Origin of the sequence: Priestia sp. 179-F W1.4 NHS, from assembly GCF_045369295.1 — a bacterium.
Classification (GTDB): domain Bacteria; phylum Bacillota; class Bacilli; order Bacillales; family Bacillaceae_H; genus Priestia; species Priestia zanthoxyli.
Genome location: NZ_JBIQFF010000007.1, coordinates 147,193 through 162,174 on the forward strand (window position 1 = coordinate 147,193; position 14,982 = coordinate 162,174).

Here is a 14,982-nt window from a genome sequence, read left to right on the forward strand (position 1 = left end):
ACGATCTTAGATTATTCTAATTCAGCATGAAAGCTTGATTTAAAGCAAAAAATCTCATTTTATTATTAACGCAGCAAATTGGCTGTTTTTATTCATTATTTGAACAATTCATTTTACTATTCATATTTGTAGTTGTTATAAGGTTATCATAAAGTTACTAAGATTCAAAAAGCAACACATTGTATATGTATAGTTAATACCTCGGAGGCTATGACGTGAAACAAAGTAAAGATATTGTACAAAATTTTGATATTCAAGCATTTCAAAATGACTTAATCTCTTGGTTTGAGCAGGAACAGCGCATTTTACCTTGGCGTCAAGATCAGGACCCTTATAAGGTGTGGGTATCTGAAATTATGCTTCAACAAACGAGAGTAGATACGGTCATTCCTTATTTTAATAATTTTATTAGCAAATTTCCCACTATCAAAGACTTAGCTTATGCGAATGAAGATGATGTGTTAAAAGCGTGGGAAGGATTAGGCTATTATTCTCGTGCCCGTAATTTGCAAACTGCGGTTCGAGAAGTTCACGAACAATACGGGGGAGAAGTTCCAAATACGCCAGCAGAAATCTCCAAACTAAAAGGAGTGGGTCCTTATACAACAGGGGCCATTTTAAGTATTGCATACGGAGTGCCGCAGCCTGCTGTAGATGGAAATGTCATGCGTGTGCTATCGCGCATTTTATCCGTTTGGGATGATATTGCAAAACCGAAAACAAGAAAGTTGTTTGAAGAAATCGTGCATGAAATTATTTCAACAGATAATCCTTCCTATTTCAATCAAGGTATGATGGAGCTTGGTGCCATTGTCTGTACACCAACTTCTCCTTCCTGTTTGTTATGTCCAGTTCGCGAACACTGCCGCGCTTTTGAAGAAGGAGTGCAGAATGAGCTTCCCGTTAAATCAAAGAAAAAAGCGCCGCGTGCTCTTCAGCTTGCTGCAGCGGTGATTAAAGACGGTGAAGGAAATTATCTAATTCATAAGCGTCCAAGCAAAGGACTTTTAGCTAATCTATGGGAATTTCCAAATATAGAAGTAGATCTTAGTATAGCGCCAGATCATCATCAGCTTCAGGCATTTATTCAAAACGAGTACGGAGCTGATATTAAAATTCATGCGCCGTTTACCACAATTCAGCACGTGTTTTCTCATATCGTCTGGAACATCACAGTATATGAAGCAGAGCTTGCAAGTGATATCAGTGCATTAAAAAATTTGAAAGTAGTTTCTGAAAAAGACTTAGAACAATATGCATTTCCGGTTTCCCATCAAAAAATCTTAAAAGAATATTTGCTTGTTAAATAAAAGAAGCGTGGATAAACTCCGCGCTTCTTTTTATTTAATCATATGATACGTGCGTGCCGTGTGTATAATCTGCTTCGTGGTGCTGTAACCCGCCTCGTGCTTCAATTTCTTTAATAATTTGCTGATGAATACTTTGTCCTTCAGCATTTAAATACGGCGTCATTTGCTGTAAAGAGTGATGGGAAAACGCAAGCTCGCTGTCTTTCCACTCGCTTTTAGAAATCATTGAAAGAGCCGTCATGTCTCGACCTACATACATTCTATTCACCTCGTTCATTTTATCAAGTTTTATCTATTTTCCCTATATTACTTGTTTCTTATGCGATAAAATCAGTACAATGTAAAGATAATATGATACATAAGGGAGATGACATCATGTCACAAAAGGTAGCACTAGTTACGGGAAGCAGCAGAGGTATTGGTAAAGAGATTGCCTTACGTCTTGCTAAAGAAGGATACGATATTGTATTAAACTATGCACGAAGCAAAAGTGCAGCGCAGGAAGTAGCCGAAGAAATCAAAGCATTAGGCAGAGAAGCATTAGTTGTTAAAGCAAACGTAGGAAAAGTAGAGAAAATTAAAGAAATGTTTGAGCAAATTGATGACGCATTCGGTCGCTTAGACGTATTTGTAAGTAATGCAGCTTCAGGAGTTTTACGTCCTATTATGGAATTAGAAGAAACTCACTGGAATTGGACAATGGACATCAATAGCAAAGGATATTTATTCTGTGCACAAGAAGCGGCTAAACGTATGGAAAAAGTAGGCGGAGGAAAGATTGTTACCATCAGTTCGCTCGGTTCTATTCGCTATTTGGAAAATTATACAACAGTAGGCGTGTCAAAAGCTGCTGTAGAAGCATTGACCCGCTATTTAGCAGTGGAGCTTGCTCCAAAAAATATTGTGGTAAATGCTGTATCTGGAGGTGCTGTGGATACAGAAGCATTAAAGCACTTCCCAAATCGTGATGAACTGTTAGATGATGCGCGCAAACATACTCCAGCTGGTCGTATGGTGGAGCCAAAAGACATGGTAGATGCAGTGATGTTCTTAGTCTCCGATCAAGCAAATATGATTTGCGGTCAAACGCTTATTATTGACGGAGGGCGTTCACTTTTAATGTAAGGTAAATGTATTTTGTGCTTGCGCTTTAAAATACTGAAAAAAGTTTGCATACCCTATTTACCTCCCGGGCATATTAATTTTCGTGGAGGTGATTACAATGGCAAAACAAACTAACAAAACAGCATCTGGTACAAGCACACAACACGTGAAAAACCAAAATGCTCAAGCATCTAAAAACAACTTCGGTACTGAATTTGGTAGCGAAACAAATGTACAAGAAGTGAAGCAACAAAATGCACAAGCAGCGGCAAACAAAAGCCAAAATGCTCAAGCATCTAAAAACAACTTCGGTACTGAATTTGCTAGCGAAACAAGTGCTCAAGAAGTGAGACAACAAAACGCACAAGCTGAAGCAAAGAAAAACCAAAACGCTGGTAAATACCAAGGTTAATATCAAAAGCGAACTTAACGTCTTTCAAACGGCGATGTTAAGTTCGCTTTTTCTTATATAAAAAGCAACAAAGTATGACAAAACTTCTTGAAACTTTACACAACTCGTCAAAGGAATCTGTCTCACCTAAACAGAATGTTAACAGAAGTGCCGCGTGTATGGTTAAAGCAAATAGGGAGGAGCTATCGTATGAAAAAATTTGATCAGCTAGTGACTCAACAATTGGAGACCATGGATCAACTTCTGTTTTTGCAGTCTGAGATTGAGCGTTGTCAGGAAATCGAAGGTGAACTAGTAAAACTTCATGAAGAAGCAAAACTTCATTCTGTGCAAGATGAAATTAGTGAAATGAAGCTAAAATTAAAAGAGATTCAATTGACGTTTGAAGCACAAACCGAAGACATTATTCGTACATATAAAAGTGAAGGGGCTTGCTCTACACTTGCTTAATGAACATTGATGTGTCACTTCCTCTCTTTTTTAAGGCTGCTAAGCAAAGGAAAAGTAGGGGGAGTGACTTTTTTGAATTCAAGAAGGTTAGCACATTTGTGTTAAAATGAGAGAGAAACCGTTATAATAAACATAAGACAAATGGAGACGTTATATGAATTTTTTTAAGTGCTAAAATGAAAGTAGGTATTGGAGATGGGAATTCCGGTGGAAGGAGAAACAATTCAAATACACAGCTACAAGCATAATGGACATATTCATCGCGTGTGGGATCGGACAACCGTATTAAAAGCAACCAATAACTTAGTGATTGGAGGAAATGATCGTACAGTCGTTACAGAATCAGATGGACGAACATGGGTCACAAGAGAGCCGGCAATTTGTTATTTTCATGCTCAGCAGTGGTTTAACGTCATTGGGATGATCCGTGAAGATGGAATTTATTATTACTGCAATATCAGTTCGCCGTTCATTTATGATGACAATGAAGCGCTCAAATATATTGATTATGATTTAGATATTAAAGTCTATCCAGATATGACATACACCCTTCTTGATGAAGATGAATATGAGAAGCATCGAAAAGAAATGAATTATCCAGAAGTGATTGACCGTATTTTACATAATCACGTCGAGGAGTTAAAAGGTTGGATTCGCCAGCGAAAAGGCCCGTTTGCTCCAGATTTCATTGACATTTGGTATGAACGTTTTTTAACATATCGGCATTCTTGATGAATGAGCTAGAGAACATTATGTTAGGCCGTCTAAAGCTGACTGTTTGATATAATGTTCTTTTTGGCGTTATGGTCGCCATCTTTTAGAAGAGATAAAAGCACTAAAAAATCGACGCGTGTACATATACTAAGAAAGCTTGCCCTCATAGATAGAAAGGGGAGATTTTATGGGAAGTATAAGACGCTACATGAAGTTTGTACAGCCATACAAATGGCAAATTGTCGGCACTGTCTTAATTGGTATTATTAAATTTGCTATTCCTTTATTAATTCCGCTGCTTTTGAAATATGTTTTGGACGATATCGTAAATGGACATGGCATGTCTTCCTCTGAAAAAGTTCATAAAATGGTGACGATTATGGGGATTTCGTTTGTTATATTTTTAGTGTTAAGACCTCCCATTGAATATTACAGGCAGTATTATGCTCAGTGGGTATCGAGCAAAGTATTATATGATATTCGGGATCAGCTGTTTAGCCATATTCAAAAGCTTAGCTTGCGTTACTATGCAAACACGCGAGCGGGTGAAGTGATTTCACGAGTCATTAATGATGTAGAGCAAACAAAAAACTTTGTTATCACAGGCTTAATGAACGTATGGCTTGATATGATGACGATTGTAATAGCCATTGTGATTATGTTTACGATGAATGTACCTTTAACACTGGTATCGATTATTTTGCTGCCGGTTTATGCGTTCTCTGTAAAATATTTTTACAGTCGTCTGCGCCATTTAACGCGAGTCCGTTCGCAGGCTTTAGCCGAAGTACAGGGTCACTTGCATGAAAGGGTTCAAGGAATCTCTGTTATTCGCAGCTTTGCTATTGAGCCTCATGAGCAGAAACAATTTGATAAGCAAAATTCAAATTTTCTACAAAAAGCAATCAATCATACGAATTGGAATGCCAAAACATTTGCAGTAGTGAACACCATTACCGATTTGGCACCTTTAATCGTGATTACATTTGCTGGATATCAAGTCATCACAGAAAGTCTTAGCGTAGGAACGATGGTAGCATTTGTGGCCTATATTGACCGCTTGTATAATCCGCTTCGCCGCTTGGTCAATTCATCGACTACGCTCACGCAGTCTGTTGCATCTATGGACCGGGTGTTCGAGTTCATTGATGAAGAATACGATATTACAGACAAGAAAGATGCAAAAGAATGTACTGAGCTTCATGGAAAGGTGCAGTTTGAGCACGTTTCATTTGCTTATGAAGAAGAAGAAAAACCTGTGATTCATGATATTAATTTAGATGTAGAAAAAGGAAAATCCGTTGCGTTTGTTGGAATGAGCGGAGGAGGGAAATCCACGCTTATCAGCTTAATTCCGCGCTTTTATGATGTGACAGAGGGGAAAATTCTCATTGATGACATTGATATCAAAACCTATAAAGTACGCAGCCTGCGAGATAAGATTGGAATCGTCCTGCAGGATACGGTGTTGTTTAGTGACACGGTTAAAAACAATATACTGCTTGGAAAGCCAGGAGCGACAGATGAAGAAGTAATTGCTGCGGCAAAAGCCGCAAATGCCCACGATTTTATTATGAATTTGCCCGAAGGATATGATACAAAAGTGGGAGAGCGGGGAATGAAGCTATCAGGGGGACAGAAGCAGCGTATTTCCATTTCGCGCGTATTTTTAAAAAATCCAGCTATTCTTATTTTTGATGAAGCCACTTCAGCTCTAGATTTGGAAAGTGAGCACTATATTCAAGAAGCATTAGCTGAACTAGCAAAAGACCGTACGACTTTCATTGTAGCCCATCGTTTATCTACAATTACTCATGTTGATGAAATTGTACTTTTAGAAAATGGAAGAGTAGTCGAACGAGGTTCTCATGAGGAGTTAATTAAGAAAAAAGGTCATTACTATCAGCTCTTTAACGTTCAGCAGCTTGATACAATTTAAAAACACCACCTATTGTCTAACAATAGGTGGTGTTTTTAATCTTCTTGTCGCTGATGGTTAATATCAAATGAGTTAGCATCCTTGTGATAGTTTTGGAACGTATCAATCAGCTTATCAAGATGCTCTAACTCTTCACTATACTCAATGATGACAGAAATTAAAGGGAAGATATGATAAATAACCTTATTCTCTTCATCATTATCGTATATTTTGTACTGCATAAATTTATCGATTAAAGCTCGTTTTCCAACGCAGGCTTCGTTTGGTACAGTAGTGGTTGGCTGTACGCGTAATTTCCCAATGAATTTTAATAATACTTGCTCATGATACATTAACAGGCACTCAACTTCAGATTTGATTAAATCTTGAAATTGCTGCGGCATGACTTGAAGATCATTTTCCACTCGGTGAAGTAGTTTCAAGGTTGTAAGAGCTCTTGTTGTTACGGTAATCATTTGACGAAATAAAACGAGCTTGCGTGACTTAACAAAACGTTTTTTGGTTGAATAAGTGCGTTCTTCTTTGTAAAAATCAAAGATTTGATTCATTTTAGCCACATTGTCTTTCATTTTTTCAATGTCTTCTTTTAACAACGTGTGCTCAGATGCGTGATAAAGATTCATGCGAATCCATTTAATAATTTCTTCCGTTGTGCTTACAATTTTATAATACAATCTTGTTTCATACTTTGGCGGAATAAAAATAAGATTGACAATAAATGCTGAGAATACCCCAAGTAACACTGTACCAAAGCGTATAAGTGCATATTCAACGAAATTATCTCCTGGATTTTCCATGATTGCAATTACTGTCACAAGCGCAAGCCCAATTGTATTATTAATACGTAATTTTAAGTTGACTGCAATGACAACAACAGCGGTAAAACCAATAATGATGGGATGGGTACCAAAAATAAGTCCAAAACAAACTGCAGAAGCAGCTCCAATCACATTCGCCTGTATTTGCTCCAATATTGTTAAATAAGATCTGTAAATAGACGGTTGAATTGCAAAAACTGCCGCAATTGCCGCAAATATTGGAGATGGTAAACTTAGAAATTCACCTAATAACAATGAAAGTGTAATGGCAATTCCCGTTTTTAAGATGCGGGCACCAAGTTTCATGTGCGTTCGTAGTTCCTTTCTGTAAAAAAGTTTTTTCGTTATGAAGAATGTTCCCCAAAACAAATGATAAATTGCAAAAATCAATCCTTCTTTATTACATAACCTGTTGAAAATAATATAAACAATAACATACTATACAAGGTTTAAGAATGGATATCAAGAGAAAACAAGCAGAAAAATAAGGGTATTTCTCGGGATTTTTCGACAGGATGACAAAAAGGAGATGACGCGTAAGAAATGGTTATGAAAGGTGGGAATGTTCTATAAGGAAACCCAAAGGTAAGATAAAAAAGCACTCATTTTCAAACGAGTGCTTTAGAGTAAAAATTAGCGTTCTTCACTTAACTGTTTAAATGCTTTTTCTACAGCTTCTAAAGTGTCGGTAATATCTTTTTCTGTATGAGCTGTAGTAAGGAACCATGCTTCATATTTCGAAGGAGCTAAGTTGACGCCTTGGTGGAGCATTAGTTTAAAGAAGCGTGCGAATAATTCGCCGTCTGTATTTTCTGCTTGTTCATAGTTTTTAACCGTTTCTGTTGTAAAGTAGAGAGTAAGAGCGCCTTTTAATCGATTGATCGTAATAGGCATGTTATATGTACGAGCATGTTTTAAAATACCTTCTTCGAGCATCGCCCCTAGCTTATCTAGCTGTTCATAAACACCTTCTTGCTTTAGTACTTCCAGGCAAGCAATCCCAGAAAGAATAGACGCTGGGTTTCCTGCCATTGTACCTGCTTGATAAGCCGGTCCAAGCGGCGCCACTTTTTCCATGATTTCTTTTTTACCGCCGTAGGCTCCGATTGGAAGACCTCCGCCGATGATTTTTCCAAATGCAGTCAGATCAGGTTTTACACCAAGTAAATCTTGAGCTCCGCCGTACATAAAGCGAAATGCTGTAATCACTTCATCATAAATAACAAGTGCTCCAGCTTCGTGAGTTAATTCGTTAACTTGTTCTAAAAAGCCAGGTTCTGGCTCAACAATTCCAAAGTTTCCAACGATTGGTTCTACTAAAACAGCTGCAATTTGATCGCCCCATTTTTCTAATGCTTCCTTGTAAGGCTCAATATCGTTAAAAGGAACTGTGATGACTTCATTAGCGATACTTTTTGGTACACCTGCAGAGTCAGGAGTTCCGAGCGTAGAAGGGCCAGATCCAGCTGCTACCAATACAAGGTCGGAATGGCCGTGATAGCAACCTGCAAATTTAATGATTTTATCGCGTCCAGTATAAGCGCGTGCTACACGGATTGTTGTCATAACTGCTTCTGTTCCAGAGTTGACGAAGCGCACTTTATCTAATGCGGGCATCGCTTCTTTGAGCATTTTAGCAAATGTGACTTCATGAGCAGTTGGCGTACCGTAAAGAACACCAGTTTCAGCTGCTTTTGTAATAGCTTTCGTGATATGAGGATGAGCGTGTCCTGTAATAATAGGGCCGTAAGCTGCTAAATAGTCAATATATTTATTTCCATCGACGTCCCAGAAATAAGCTCCGCTTGCCTTTTCCATTGCAACAGGTGCTCCGCCTCCTACGGCTTTATATGAACGTGAAGGGCTGTTAACGCCGCCTACAATATGTTCGAGCGCTTCAGCGTGTAATTGTTCTGATTTTGTAAATTGCATGTTATGCCTCCTAATGAAAAGTTCAACTTCTTTATTCTATCAAACTTATTTGTTTCTTGAAAAACATTCGAGAACGTGTATGATAGAAATTTGTGAGCTAACTGCTAGAAAATAGTTCCTCATCTCGCAGAGGAGTTGCTAGCAAGGGCGCCGGAAACAATAAAAGAAACCACTAATACGTCGACGTAACGGAGGGAATACAATGAAAAATGCTATTGAGGTGAATCAACTTCGGAAAGAATTTAAAGCCTATTCTAGCCGCTCTGGCCTTAAAGGGGCATTCCGGGATTTATTTACCCGTAATTATAGAGTTATGAAAGCTGTGAACGATATTTCGTTTACCGTAAAACAAGGGGAAATGGTAGGTTATATAGGAGAAAACGGAGCGGGGAAATCGACCACAATCAAAATGCTGACAGGAATCTTAACTCCTACTTCAGGCGAGATTACCGTAAATGGAATGAACCCTCATAAAGAAAGGGAGAAGTTTGCCCAAACGATTGGAGTTGTTTTTGGTCAACGCTCTCAGCTGTGGTGGGATATTGCCGTACAAGAATCTTTTCGCTTGTTAAAAAAAGTATACAAAGTGTCAGATGAAGATTATAACGCTCATATGGAACATGTTATTCAAACGTTAGATATTGGACCGCTGCTAGATAAGCCGGTGCGAAAGCTTTCTCTAGGTCAAAGAATGCGCTGTGAGCTGGCTGCTGCTCTTATTCATAATCCGCCGCTTCTATTTTTAGATGAACCGACGATCGGTTTAGATGTGCTGGTTAAATTAAAAATCCGCCAATTTTTAAAAGAAATTAATGAAAAATATAATACGACGATTTTGCTTACGACACATGATTTAGCAGATATTGAAGCTTTATGTGAACGCGTTGTAATGCTCGATGAAGGCAGTATTATTTATGACGGATCACTGCAAAAGCTGCGTTCGAATTGGGGAGATCTTAAACAAGTCACGTTTGAATTTGGAACTGCGCCAAATAAAGAGCAGTTGAAGCTATTGACGCAAGGGATGCCTGTTAACTGGATTGAAGGTGATCAAAAATATTTGTGGACAGCGCAGCTTCAAAATAAAGGAGACTTAATGTCACAGCTGATTGCTAAAGTGGTGGCAAAGCACGAAATCAGTGATATTAACATTGAAGAAATTTCAACGGAAGAAATCATCCGCAACATTTATGAAGAAGGTGTTGTGAATGGATAAATATATAGAGATGATACGCATTCGCTTTTTAATGATGCTGGCGTATCGGACGAATTATTACAGCGGAATATTGATTTATGCGATCAATATTGGTGCTTACTACTTTTTATGGTCCGCTATTTATGGAGGAAAAGAGAATATTCAAGGGTTATCCATTACCCAAATGACAACGTATGTAGCCGTTTCATGGATGGCAAGAGCCTTTTATTTTAATAACATTGACCGTGAAATGGCAATGGAAATTAAAGATGGCAAGGTGGCAGTAGAGTTAATTAAGCCTTATAGCTACCTTGGTATGAAAACAATGCAAGGACTGGGAGAAGGGATTTTTCGGCTGCTGTTTTTCTCAGTGCCCGGTATGATTATTGTCGCGTTTTTATTTCCAGTACAGTTTTCAGCCAATGCCGCAACATGGCTTTATTTTGGACTGTCTTTAATTTTTAGTTTCATTATTAATACACAAATTAATTTATTAACGGGTATTACGACTTTTTTTCTCTTTAACAATGACGGACTCATTCGAGCGAAGCGCGTTGTTATTGATTTGTTTTCAGGACTTCTTCTGCCCATCAGTTTCTATCCTTTATGGGCGCAACATATTATGAGCTATTTCCCTTTTCAGGCCATTAGTTATATTCCGAGCATGATTTTCACAAATGGATTTAAAGGGCAGGAAGTAATACATGCTCTTATTACACAAGCAGTTTGGTCAGGGCTTCTATTTATTCCTATTGCGTGTTTGTGGAACATAGCGAAGAAAAAAATGGTTATTCAAGGAGGGTAGTCTATGAAAATGTTTTATTTTTCGATTTTCTTTCAGTACATTAGTCAATATATGAAAACAAGGCTTCAGTATCGCACCGATATGGTAGTTGAAATCATTTCAGACTTATTGTTTCAAACAGTTAATTTGATTTTTATTTTAGTTGTATTTGGACATACTCAGTCGCTGCACGGATGGTCACGAGAGGAAATTATCTTTATTTATGGTTTCTTTTTGGTCCCTTTTGCTATTTTTTCGTCTTTCTTTAACATTTGGGATTTCAACGAGCGCTACATTGTCAAAGGTGAAATGGACCGAATTTTAACGCGGCCGATTCACAGTTTGTTTCAAGTTATTTTAGAGCGGATGGAACTGGAATCATTGTTTGGTGGTATCACAGGGATTGCCGTAATGGCTTACGCTGCGTCTTCTTTACACCTTCATTTCCAGTGGTATGATGTTTTTATTTTTCTATTGTTTATTTTAGGAGGAGCGCTTGTATACGCAGGAATTTTCATCGCCTTAGCAAGCATAGGCTTCTGGTCGGATGCCAGAACCTCTATTATGCCTACTATTTATAATATTGGAAACTACGGAAGGTATCCTGTAGATATTTATAATAATGTCATCCGATATGTTTTAACGTGGATTCTTCCTTTTGCATTTGTAGGCGTATATCCAGCTGCTTATTTCTTAGGAAGGTCAGAATGGTACGGATATGCATTTTTAACCCCGGTGATGGGAATCGTCTTTTTTGTAATCTCTATTTTCTTATGGAATACAGGTGTCAAAAAATACAGAGGAGCAGGCAATTAAATGCCTGCTCTTTTTCGTGGTTTCTGAGTAGTAATGAATGGACAAGGATGCGCGTATAGTGGTAGTAGAGTATAAATTAAAGGAGTAGAATGATGGTTATTTTTCTAATCCTCGTTATCATTGTTTTTGTAATCGGTAGTATGAAGTTTCTTTTTGAAAAAGAACTTGGAGAATTTCATTTTTTCTCAATTGGTCATTTCTTTGTCTTGTTTTATTCATATATCACAGTTTTATTGGGGTTTAGCCTTATTTATACAGTGTGTGAGATGGGAAGTATTCCAGTGTTAAGCGGAGGGTTTGAACATGAAGGTCATTACTTTTATACGCTGTTTAACAGCATGTATTTCAGCGCAGCGACGTTATTTTCAGTAGGATACGGAGATATGTATCCGGTTGGAATTGGGAAATTATTTGCAACTTTTGAAGCGTTTATCGGCTACATTATGCCTGCAATCTTTGTGATGCGAACTGTTACCCGCACTTAAACTTGTCATCTTATCTAATATTGGGTACGCTATTCAAAGAAAATGAAAAGCGTAAAGGAGCAGATAAATATGACAGCTGTAGTTGGAGAAAAAGCACCCGATTTTGTATTAATGTCTACAAATGGAGAGCAAGTATCACTCGCTTCGATGAAAGGAAAAAACGTTGTGCTGTATTTTTATCCGAAAGATATGACGCCAGGCTGTACAACGGAAGCTTGTGATTTCAGAGATCAGCATGAAAATTTTGAAGAGCTAGATGCGGTGATTCTAGGAGTGAGCCCGGATCCAATCGACAAACACCATAAGTTTATTGATAAGCACGGTCTTCCATTCTTGCTTTTAGCTGACGAAGATCACAGCGTAGCTGAAGAGTATGGAGTATGGAAACTGAAAAAAAACTTTGGAAAAGAATATATGGGCATTGAACGCTCCACTTTTATCATTGATAAAGAAGGAACGCTCGTAAAAGAGTATCGCAAGGTTCGAGTAAAAGGGCATGTGGAAGAAGCTTTATCATTTATTAAAGAAAAAATGGCATAAAAACAGGCAGATAACTAGAGCAGTTTTAGTCTTTGAACATACAATATCAGTGTAGGGCATACCTCCTCAGATGTTAATATATTTAAAAGTGTGGATTGATTTCCACACTTCTTTTTTTGCATAACATATATGAATAATTTCTACTTATTACATAAAATAGGAATAGGCATCAAGTTGACAAAACGTGGGTAAAACATGTAGACTAATTATAAGAATTATAAAGTAATAATACTTATAGAAGAGGGGTGCATGACGTGTCAAATCATTTACAAGAAGCCCTTGAAACGTTAAAAGGTACTGGCGTTCGTATTACACCACAACGTCATGCTATTTTAGAGTATTTAATCAATTCTATGACACACCCAACAGCAGATGATATTTATAAAGCGCTGGAAGGTAAGTTTCCAAATATGAGTGTAGCAACCGTTTACAATAATTTAAGAGTATTTCGCGAAGTAGGTATTGTAAAGGAACTAACATACGGTGATGCATCAAGCCGGTTTGATTATGTTACAACAGAGCATTACCATGTGATTTGCGAAAGCTGCGGAAAAATTGTGGATTTTCATTATCCTGGTTTAGACGAAGTAGAAAAGCTGGCTGCTCATATTACTGACTTTGATATTAGTCACCACCGAATGGAAATTTACGGAACGTGTCCTGATTGTACGGCTAAAAAAGCGCATTAATAAGCTGATAGTAGTGATACTATCAGCTTTCTTTTTGTTTTTTTCTATTATACTTTTCATCGAATTGTTTTCCTTCAAGAGACCGGTCAAGCGTAAGCGGCTCGTTGCAATACATACACATATCTACGCGCCCTAGCATTTTGGTTTGCTTTTGACATGTAGGGCAGGTTACTTGAACTGCTTTTGTAGAAAGCATGCCAATCCAGAAATAAACGCCGGTACTAGCTACGATGCACAGTAAACCTAAAAGCATAAAAATAGTCATTAGCCAGACTGAAGACCGAAAGAAAATTCCCCCATACATAACAATGAAACCAACAAAGATCAGGCTGAGTGCAAACGTGCGAATCTTGTTAATTTTATTTGAATACTTTATCCCCATCAGTATCCCCCCTATTACCAATATATCATAGAGTGAGACAGTGAATAGTAATAAAAATTGAATCTTCGGAAAATTATCCGTAGTTTTTGAGCTTTCTGAATGATTTCCATAATTCTGAGTGGGATATCCGTTATACATCGTATATAATAAAAAAAGAAATCTTAGTCCATAGCCTTTAAAATTTTGAAAAATATTTGTCTATTACAGTTAGGAGAGCTCAAAATGGAAGATGTTTTACGGCCAATATATCAAGAAAGAGCTAGCAATAAAGACACACTCGGTATTTTACTGATTGAAAAAAAGAAATCAGAATCTCCAGTGACGGATAATTTGGATGCTATCTTATTTATTGTGACCAAAACCACAGAAACTTCTCTTTTTATTAAACAATACGAATATGAAAATGAGCGTGCTGCACTTTATATGGCTTCTGAACAGCAAATGAGTGAATGGATTATGAATGGGACGAACCGCCGTATTATTGATTGGATCTTAAATGGTAAAGTGCTATTTGATCGAAACGAATATATGGAAAACTTAAAGAAACGCTTAATTGATTTCCCTAGAGAAGATCGGACAAAGAGAATAGGTGTCGAGTTTGCTAAGTTGATTCGCCGATTTAAAGAAGGAAAAGACTTTTATGCGTCTAATCATTATTTAGATGCATTCAATCATGTCATTCATGCTCTTCATCATTTAGCACGACTGTCTGTGTTGGAAAATGGATTTCACCCAGAAGTGACAGTGTGGAACCAAGTGAAAAAAATAGAACCTGAAATTCATCGTCTTTACGAAGAGCTAATTATTAGCCAAGAAGAGGTTAGCAAGCGTTTGGAGCTGCTTTTCTTAGCAAGTGAATTTCTAGTCAATAAAAAAACTGAATTGGGTGCGAAGCATCTTGTTCATATTATGAAAAGTGAAAAGCAGGAATGGACGTTTAATGAACTTGTTCATCATCCCGAAATACGCCCTTATGCTATTGACTTAGGAATACTCCTTGAGTTTTTAATTGAAAAAGATATCATTATGGTAAAAAAAGTAGAAACCAAAGGAAAGAGTTTGTACCATAGACACTATGTGGCGAAATGATAGAGAGAGAAAGGGTATCTGATACGGTATGGTTATGACGTATAGATGCCCTGACACATGATTTTATAGTCTGGATAAAAGGTTTTTCTAAAAAAACACGATTTATTTTTAAAAATCTATTGACGCTTTAAAATATCCGTGGTAAATTTATATACGTCGCTGATGAGCGATACTAAATTTATCAAAAACTTGAAAAAACTTCTTAAAAAAGTTGTTGACAAGAAAGAGATAAACTGGTAAGATTAAAAAGTCGCTTAAGAGCGGCGGTTGAACTTTGAAAACTGAACAAAGCGACAAACGTCAACGTTAATTTTTATTTTTTA

Annotated in this window: 17 protein-coding genes; 13 read left to right on the forward strand and 4 right to left on the reverse strand. The window is 37.4% G+C overall.

Annotated elements, in window-relative coordinates; translation table 11 throughout:
- The first annotated feature begins 215 nt into the window (after positions 1-215).
- Complete coding sequence (gene mutY, locus ACH0CI_RS23620; RefSeq protein ID WP_154990659.1) at positions 216-1,310, forward strand: A/G-specific adenine glycosylase; 1,095 nt, start codon at positions 216-218, stop codon at positions 1,308-1,310.
- 34 nt (positions 1,311-1,344) lie between these two features.
- Here mutY and ACH0CI_RS23625 read toward each other — a convergent pair whose 3' ends face one another.
- On the reverse strand, positions 1,345-1,569 hold the full coding sequence (locus tag ACH0CI_RS23625; RefSeq protein ID WP_406902355.1) for a hypothetical protein: 225 nt from the start codon (positions 1,567-1,569) through the stop codon (positions 1,345-1,347).
- Positions 1,570-1,685: 116 nt separating this feature from the next.
- Between ACH0CI_RS23625 and fabL the strand changes: the two genes are divergently transcribed.
- The 5 genes from fabL to ACH0CI_RS23650 all read left to right on the forward strand — a co-directional run bounded on the left by fabL (position 1,686) and on the right by ACH0CI_RS23650 (position 5,929).
- Positions 1,686-2,435, forward strand: a complete 750-nt coding sequence (gene fabL / locus ACH0CI_RS23630) for an enoyl-[acyl-carrier-protein] reductase FabL (protein ID WP_028412429.1) — start codon at positions 1,686-1,688, stop codon at positions 2,433-2,435.
- Positions 2,436-2,532: 97 nt separating this feature from the next.
- Entirely contained in the window at positions 2,533-2,826 is a 294-nt protein-coding gene (locus ACH0CI_RS23635) for a gamma-type small acid-soluble spore protein (protein WP_028412428.1), read from the forward strand.
- A gap of 189 nt (positions 2,827-3,015) precedes the next feature.
- Positions 3,016-3,276 (forward strand): YgaB family protein, encoded by a 261-nt coding sequence (locus tag ACH0CI_RS23640; RefSeq protein WP_014461824.1) that lies wholly within the window; start codon positions 3,016-3,018, stop codon positions 3,274-3,276.
- A 195-nt stretch (positions 3,277-3,471) separates the two neighbouring features.
- Complete coding sequence (gene ntdP, locus ACH0CI_RS23645; RefSeq protein ID WP_013055163.1) at positions 3,472-4,008, forward strand: nucleoside tri-diphosphate phosphatase; 537 nt, start codon at positions 3,472-3,474, stop codon at positions 4,006-4,008.
- Positions 4,009-4,177: 169 nt separating this feature from the next.
- The gene (locus ACH0CI_RS23650; RefSeq protein WP_013081549.1) at positions 4,178-5,929 is read left to right on the forward strand and encodes an ABC transporter ATP-binding protein; all 1,752 of its coding nucleotides are present in this window, start codon (positions 4,178-4,180) and stop codon (positions 5,927-5,929) included.
- Between the two features lie 35 nt (positions 5,930-5,964).
- Here the strand turns inward: ACH0CI_RS23650 and ACH0CI_RS23655 are convergent, their stop codons facing one another.
- Positions 5,965-7,053: an FUSC family protein gene (locus tag ACH0CI_RS23655; RefSeq protein WP_013081550.1), complete on the reverse strand. Its 1,089-nt coding sequence runs from the start codon at positions 7,051-7,053 to the stop codon at positions 5,965-5,967.
- A 327-nt stretch (positions 7,054-7,380) separates the two neighbouring features.
- Positions 7,381-8,679: a glutamate-1-semialdehyde 2,1-aminomutase gene (locus ACH0CI_RS23660; protein WP_028412426.1), complete on the reverse strand. Its 1,299-nt coding sequence runs from the start codon at positions 8,677-8,679 to the stop codon at positions 7,381-7,383.
- Between the two features lie 202 nt (positions 8,680-8,881).
- Between ACH0CI_RS23660 and ACH0CI_RS23665 the strand changes: the two genes are divergently transcribed.
- From ACH0CI_RS23665 to perR, 6 genes are all read left to right on the forward strand, one after another.
- Positions 8,882-9,895, forward strand: coding sequence for an ABC transporter ATP-binding protein (locus ACH0CI_RS23665; protein ID WP_047751720.1), 1,014 nt, complete (start codon positions 8,882-8,884; stop codon positions 9,893-9,895).
- Positions 9,888-10,679: an ABC transporter permease gene (locus tag ACH0CI_RS23670; protein WP_274863198.1), complete on the forward strand. Its 792-nt coding sequence runs from the start codon at positions 9,888-9,890 to the stop codon at positions 10,677-10,679. Before ACH0CI_RS23665 ends, ACH0CI_RS23670 begins: the two co-directional genes overlap by 8 nt.
- Positions 10,680-10,688: 9 nt before the next feature.
- Positions 10,689-11,474, forward strand: coding sequence for an ABC transporter permease (locus tag ACH0CI_RS23675; RefSeq protein ID WP_013055169.1), 786 nt, complete (start codon positions 10,689-10,691; stop codon positions 11,472-11,474).
- Positions 11,475-11,566: 92 nt separating this feature from the next.
- Positions 11,567-11,959 carry an ion channel gene (locus ACH0CI_RS23680; protein ID WP_013081554.1) on the forward strand — a complete coding sequence of 131 codons (393 nt, stop codon included), beginning with the start codon at positions 11,567-11,569 and terminating at the stop codon, positions 11,957-11,959.
- 69 nt (positions 11,960-12,028) lie between these two features.
- Positions 12,029-12,499, forward strand: a complete 471-nt coding sequence (gene bcp, locus ACH0CI_RS23685) for a thioredoxin-dependent thiol peroxidase (RefSeq protein ID WP_028412424.1) — start codon at positions 12,029-12,031, stop codon at positions 12,497-12,499.
- Between the two features lie 254 nt (positions 12,500-12,753).
- Entirely contained in the window at positions 12,754-13,188 is a 435-nt protein-coding gene (gene perR, locus ACH0CI_RS23690; protein ID WP_013055172.1) for a peroxide-responsive transcriptional repressor PerR, read from the forward strand.
- A gap of 22 nt (positions 13,189-13,210) precedes the next feature.
- On the opposite strand, the gene ACH0CI_RS23695 is transcribed toward perR, so the two are convergent.
- Positions 13,211-13,570: a YgzB family protein gene (locus tag ACH0CI_RS23695; protein WP_014461817.1), complete on the reverse strand. Its 360-nt coding sequence runs from the start codon at positions 13,568-13,570 to the stop codon at positions 13,211-13,213.
- Positions 13,571-13,792: 222 nt separating this feature from the next.
- Between ACH0CI_RS23695 and ACH0CI_RS23700 the strand changes: the two genes are divergently transcribed.
- Positions 13,793-14,659: a nucleotidyltransferase-like protein gene (locus ACH0CI_RS23700; protein WP_013055174.1), complete on the forward strand. Its 867-nt coding sequence runs from the start codon at positions 13,793-13,795 to the stop codon at positions 14,657-14,659.
- Positions 14,660-14,982: the final 323 nt, after the last annotated feature.

Bases quoted from the DNA above. Each gene is read 5' to 3' on its own strand.
- ACH0CI_RS23680 (WP_013081554.1), top strand. From the start codon at position 11,567: ATGGTTATTTTTCTAATCCTCGTTATCATTGTTTTTGTAATCGGTAGT.
- ACH0CI_RS23660 (WP_028412426.1), bottom strand. From the start codon at position 8,679: ATGCAATTTACAAAATCAGAACAATTACACGCTGAAGCGCTCGAACAT.
- ACH0CI_RS23665 (WP_047751720.1), top strand. From the start codon at position 8,882: ATGAAAAATGCTATTGAGGTGAATCAACTTCGGAAAGAATTTAAAGCC.
- ACH0CI_RS23635 (WP_028412428.1), top strand. From the start codon at position 2,533: ATGGCAAAACAAACTAACAAAACAGCATCTGGTACAAGCACACAACAC.
- ACH0CI_RS23700 (WP_013055174.1), top strand. From the start codon at position 13,793: ATGGAAGATGTTTTACGGCCAATATATCAAGAAAGAGCTAGCAATAAA.
- ACH0CI_RS23655 (WP_013081550.1), bottom strand. From the start codon at position 7,053: ATGAAACTTGGTGCCCGCATCTTAAAAACGGGAATTGCCATTACACTT.
- ACH0CI_RS23650 (WP_013081549.1), top strand. From the start codon at position 4,178: ATGGGAAGTATAAGACGCTACATGAAGTTTGTACAGCCATACAAATGG.
- ntdP (WP_013055163.1), top strand. From the start codon at position 3,472: ATGGGAATTCCGGTGGAAGGAGAAACAATTCAAATACACAGCTACAAG.
- ACH0CI_RS23675 (WP_013055169.1), top strand. From the start codon at position 10,689: ATGTTTTATTTTTCGATTTTCTTTCAGTACATTAGTCAATATATGAAA.
- ACH0CI_RS23625 (WP_406902355.1), bottom strand. From the start codon at position 1,569: ATGTATGTAGGTCGAGACATGACGGCTCTTTCAATGATTTCTAAAAGC.
- bcp (WP_028412424.1), top strand. From the start codon at position 12,029: ATGACAGCTGTAGTTGGAGAAAAAGCACCCGATTTTGTATTAATGTCT.
- ACH0CI_RS23695 (WP_014461817.1), bottom strand. From the start codon at position 13,570: ATGGGGATAAAGTATTCAAATAAAATTAACAAGATTCGCACGTTTGCA.
- fabL (WP_028412429.1), top strand. From the start codon at position 1,686: ATGTCACAAAAGGTAGCACTAGTTACGGGAAGCAGCAGAGGTATTGGT.
- ACH0CI_RS23670 (WP_274863198.1), top strand. From the start codon at position 9,888: ATGGATAAATATATAGAGATGATACGCATTCGCTTTTTAATGATGCTG.
- ACH0CI_RS23640 (WP_014461824.1), top strand. From the start codon at position 3,016: ATGAAAAAATTTGATCAGCTAGTGACTCAACAATTGGAGACCATGGAT.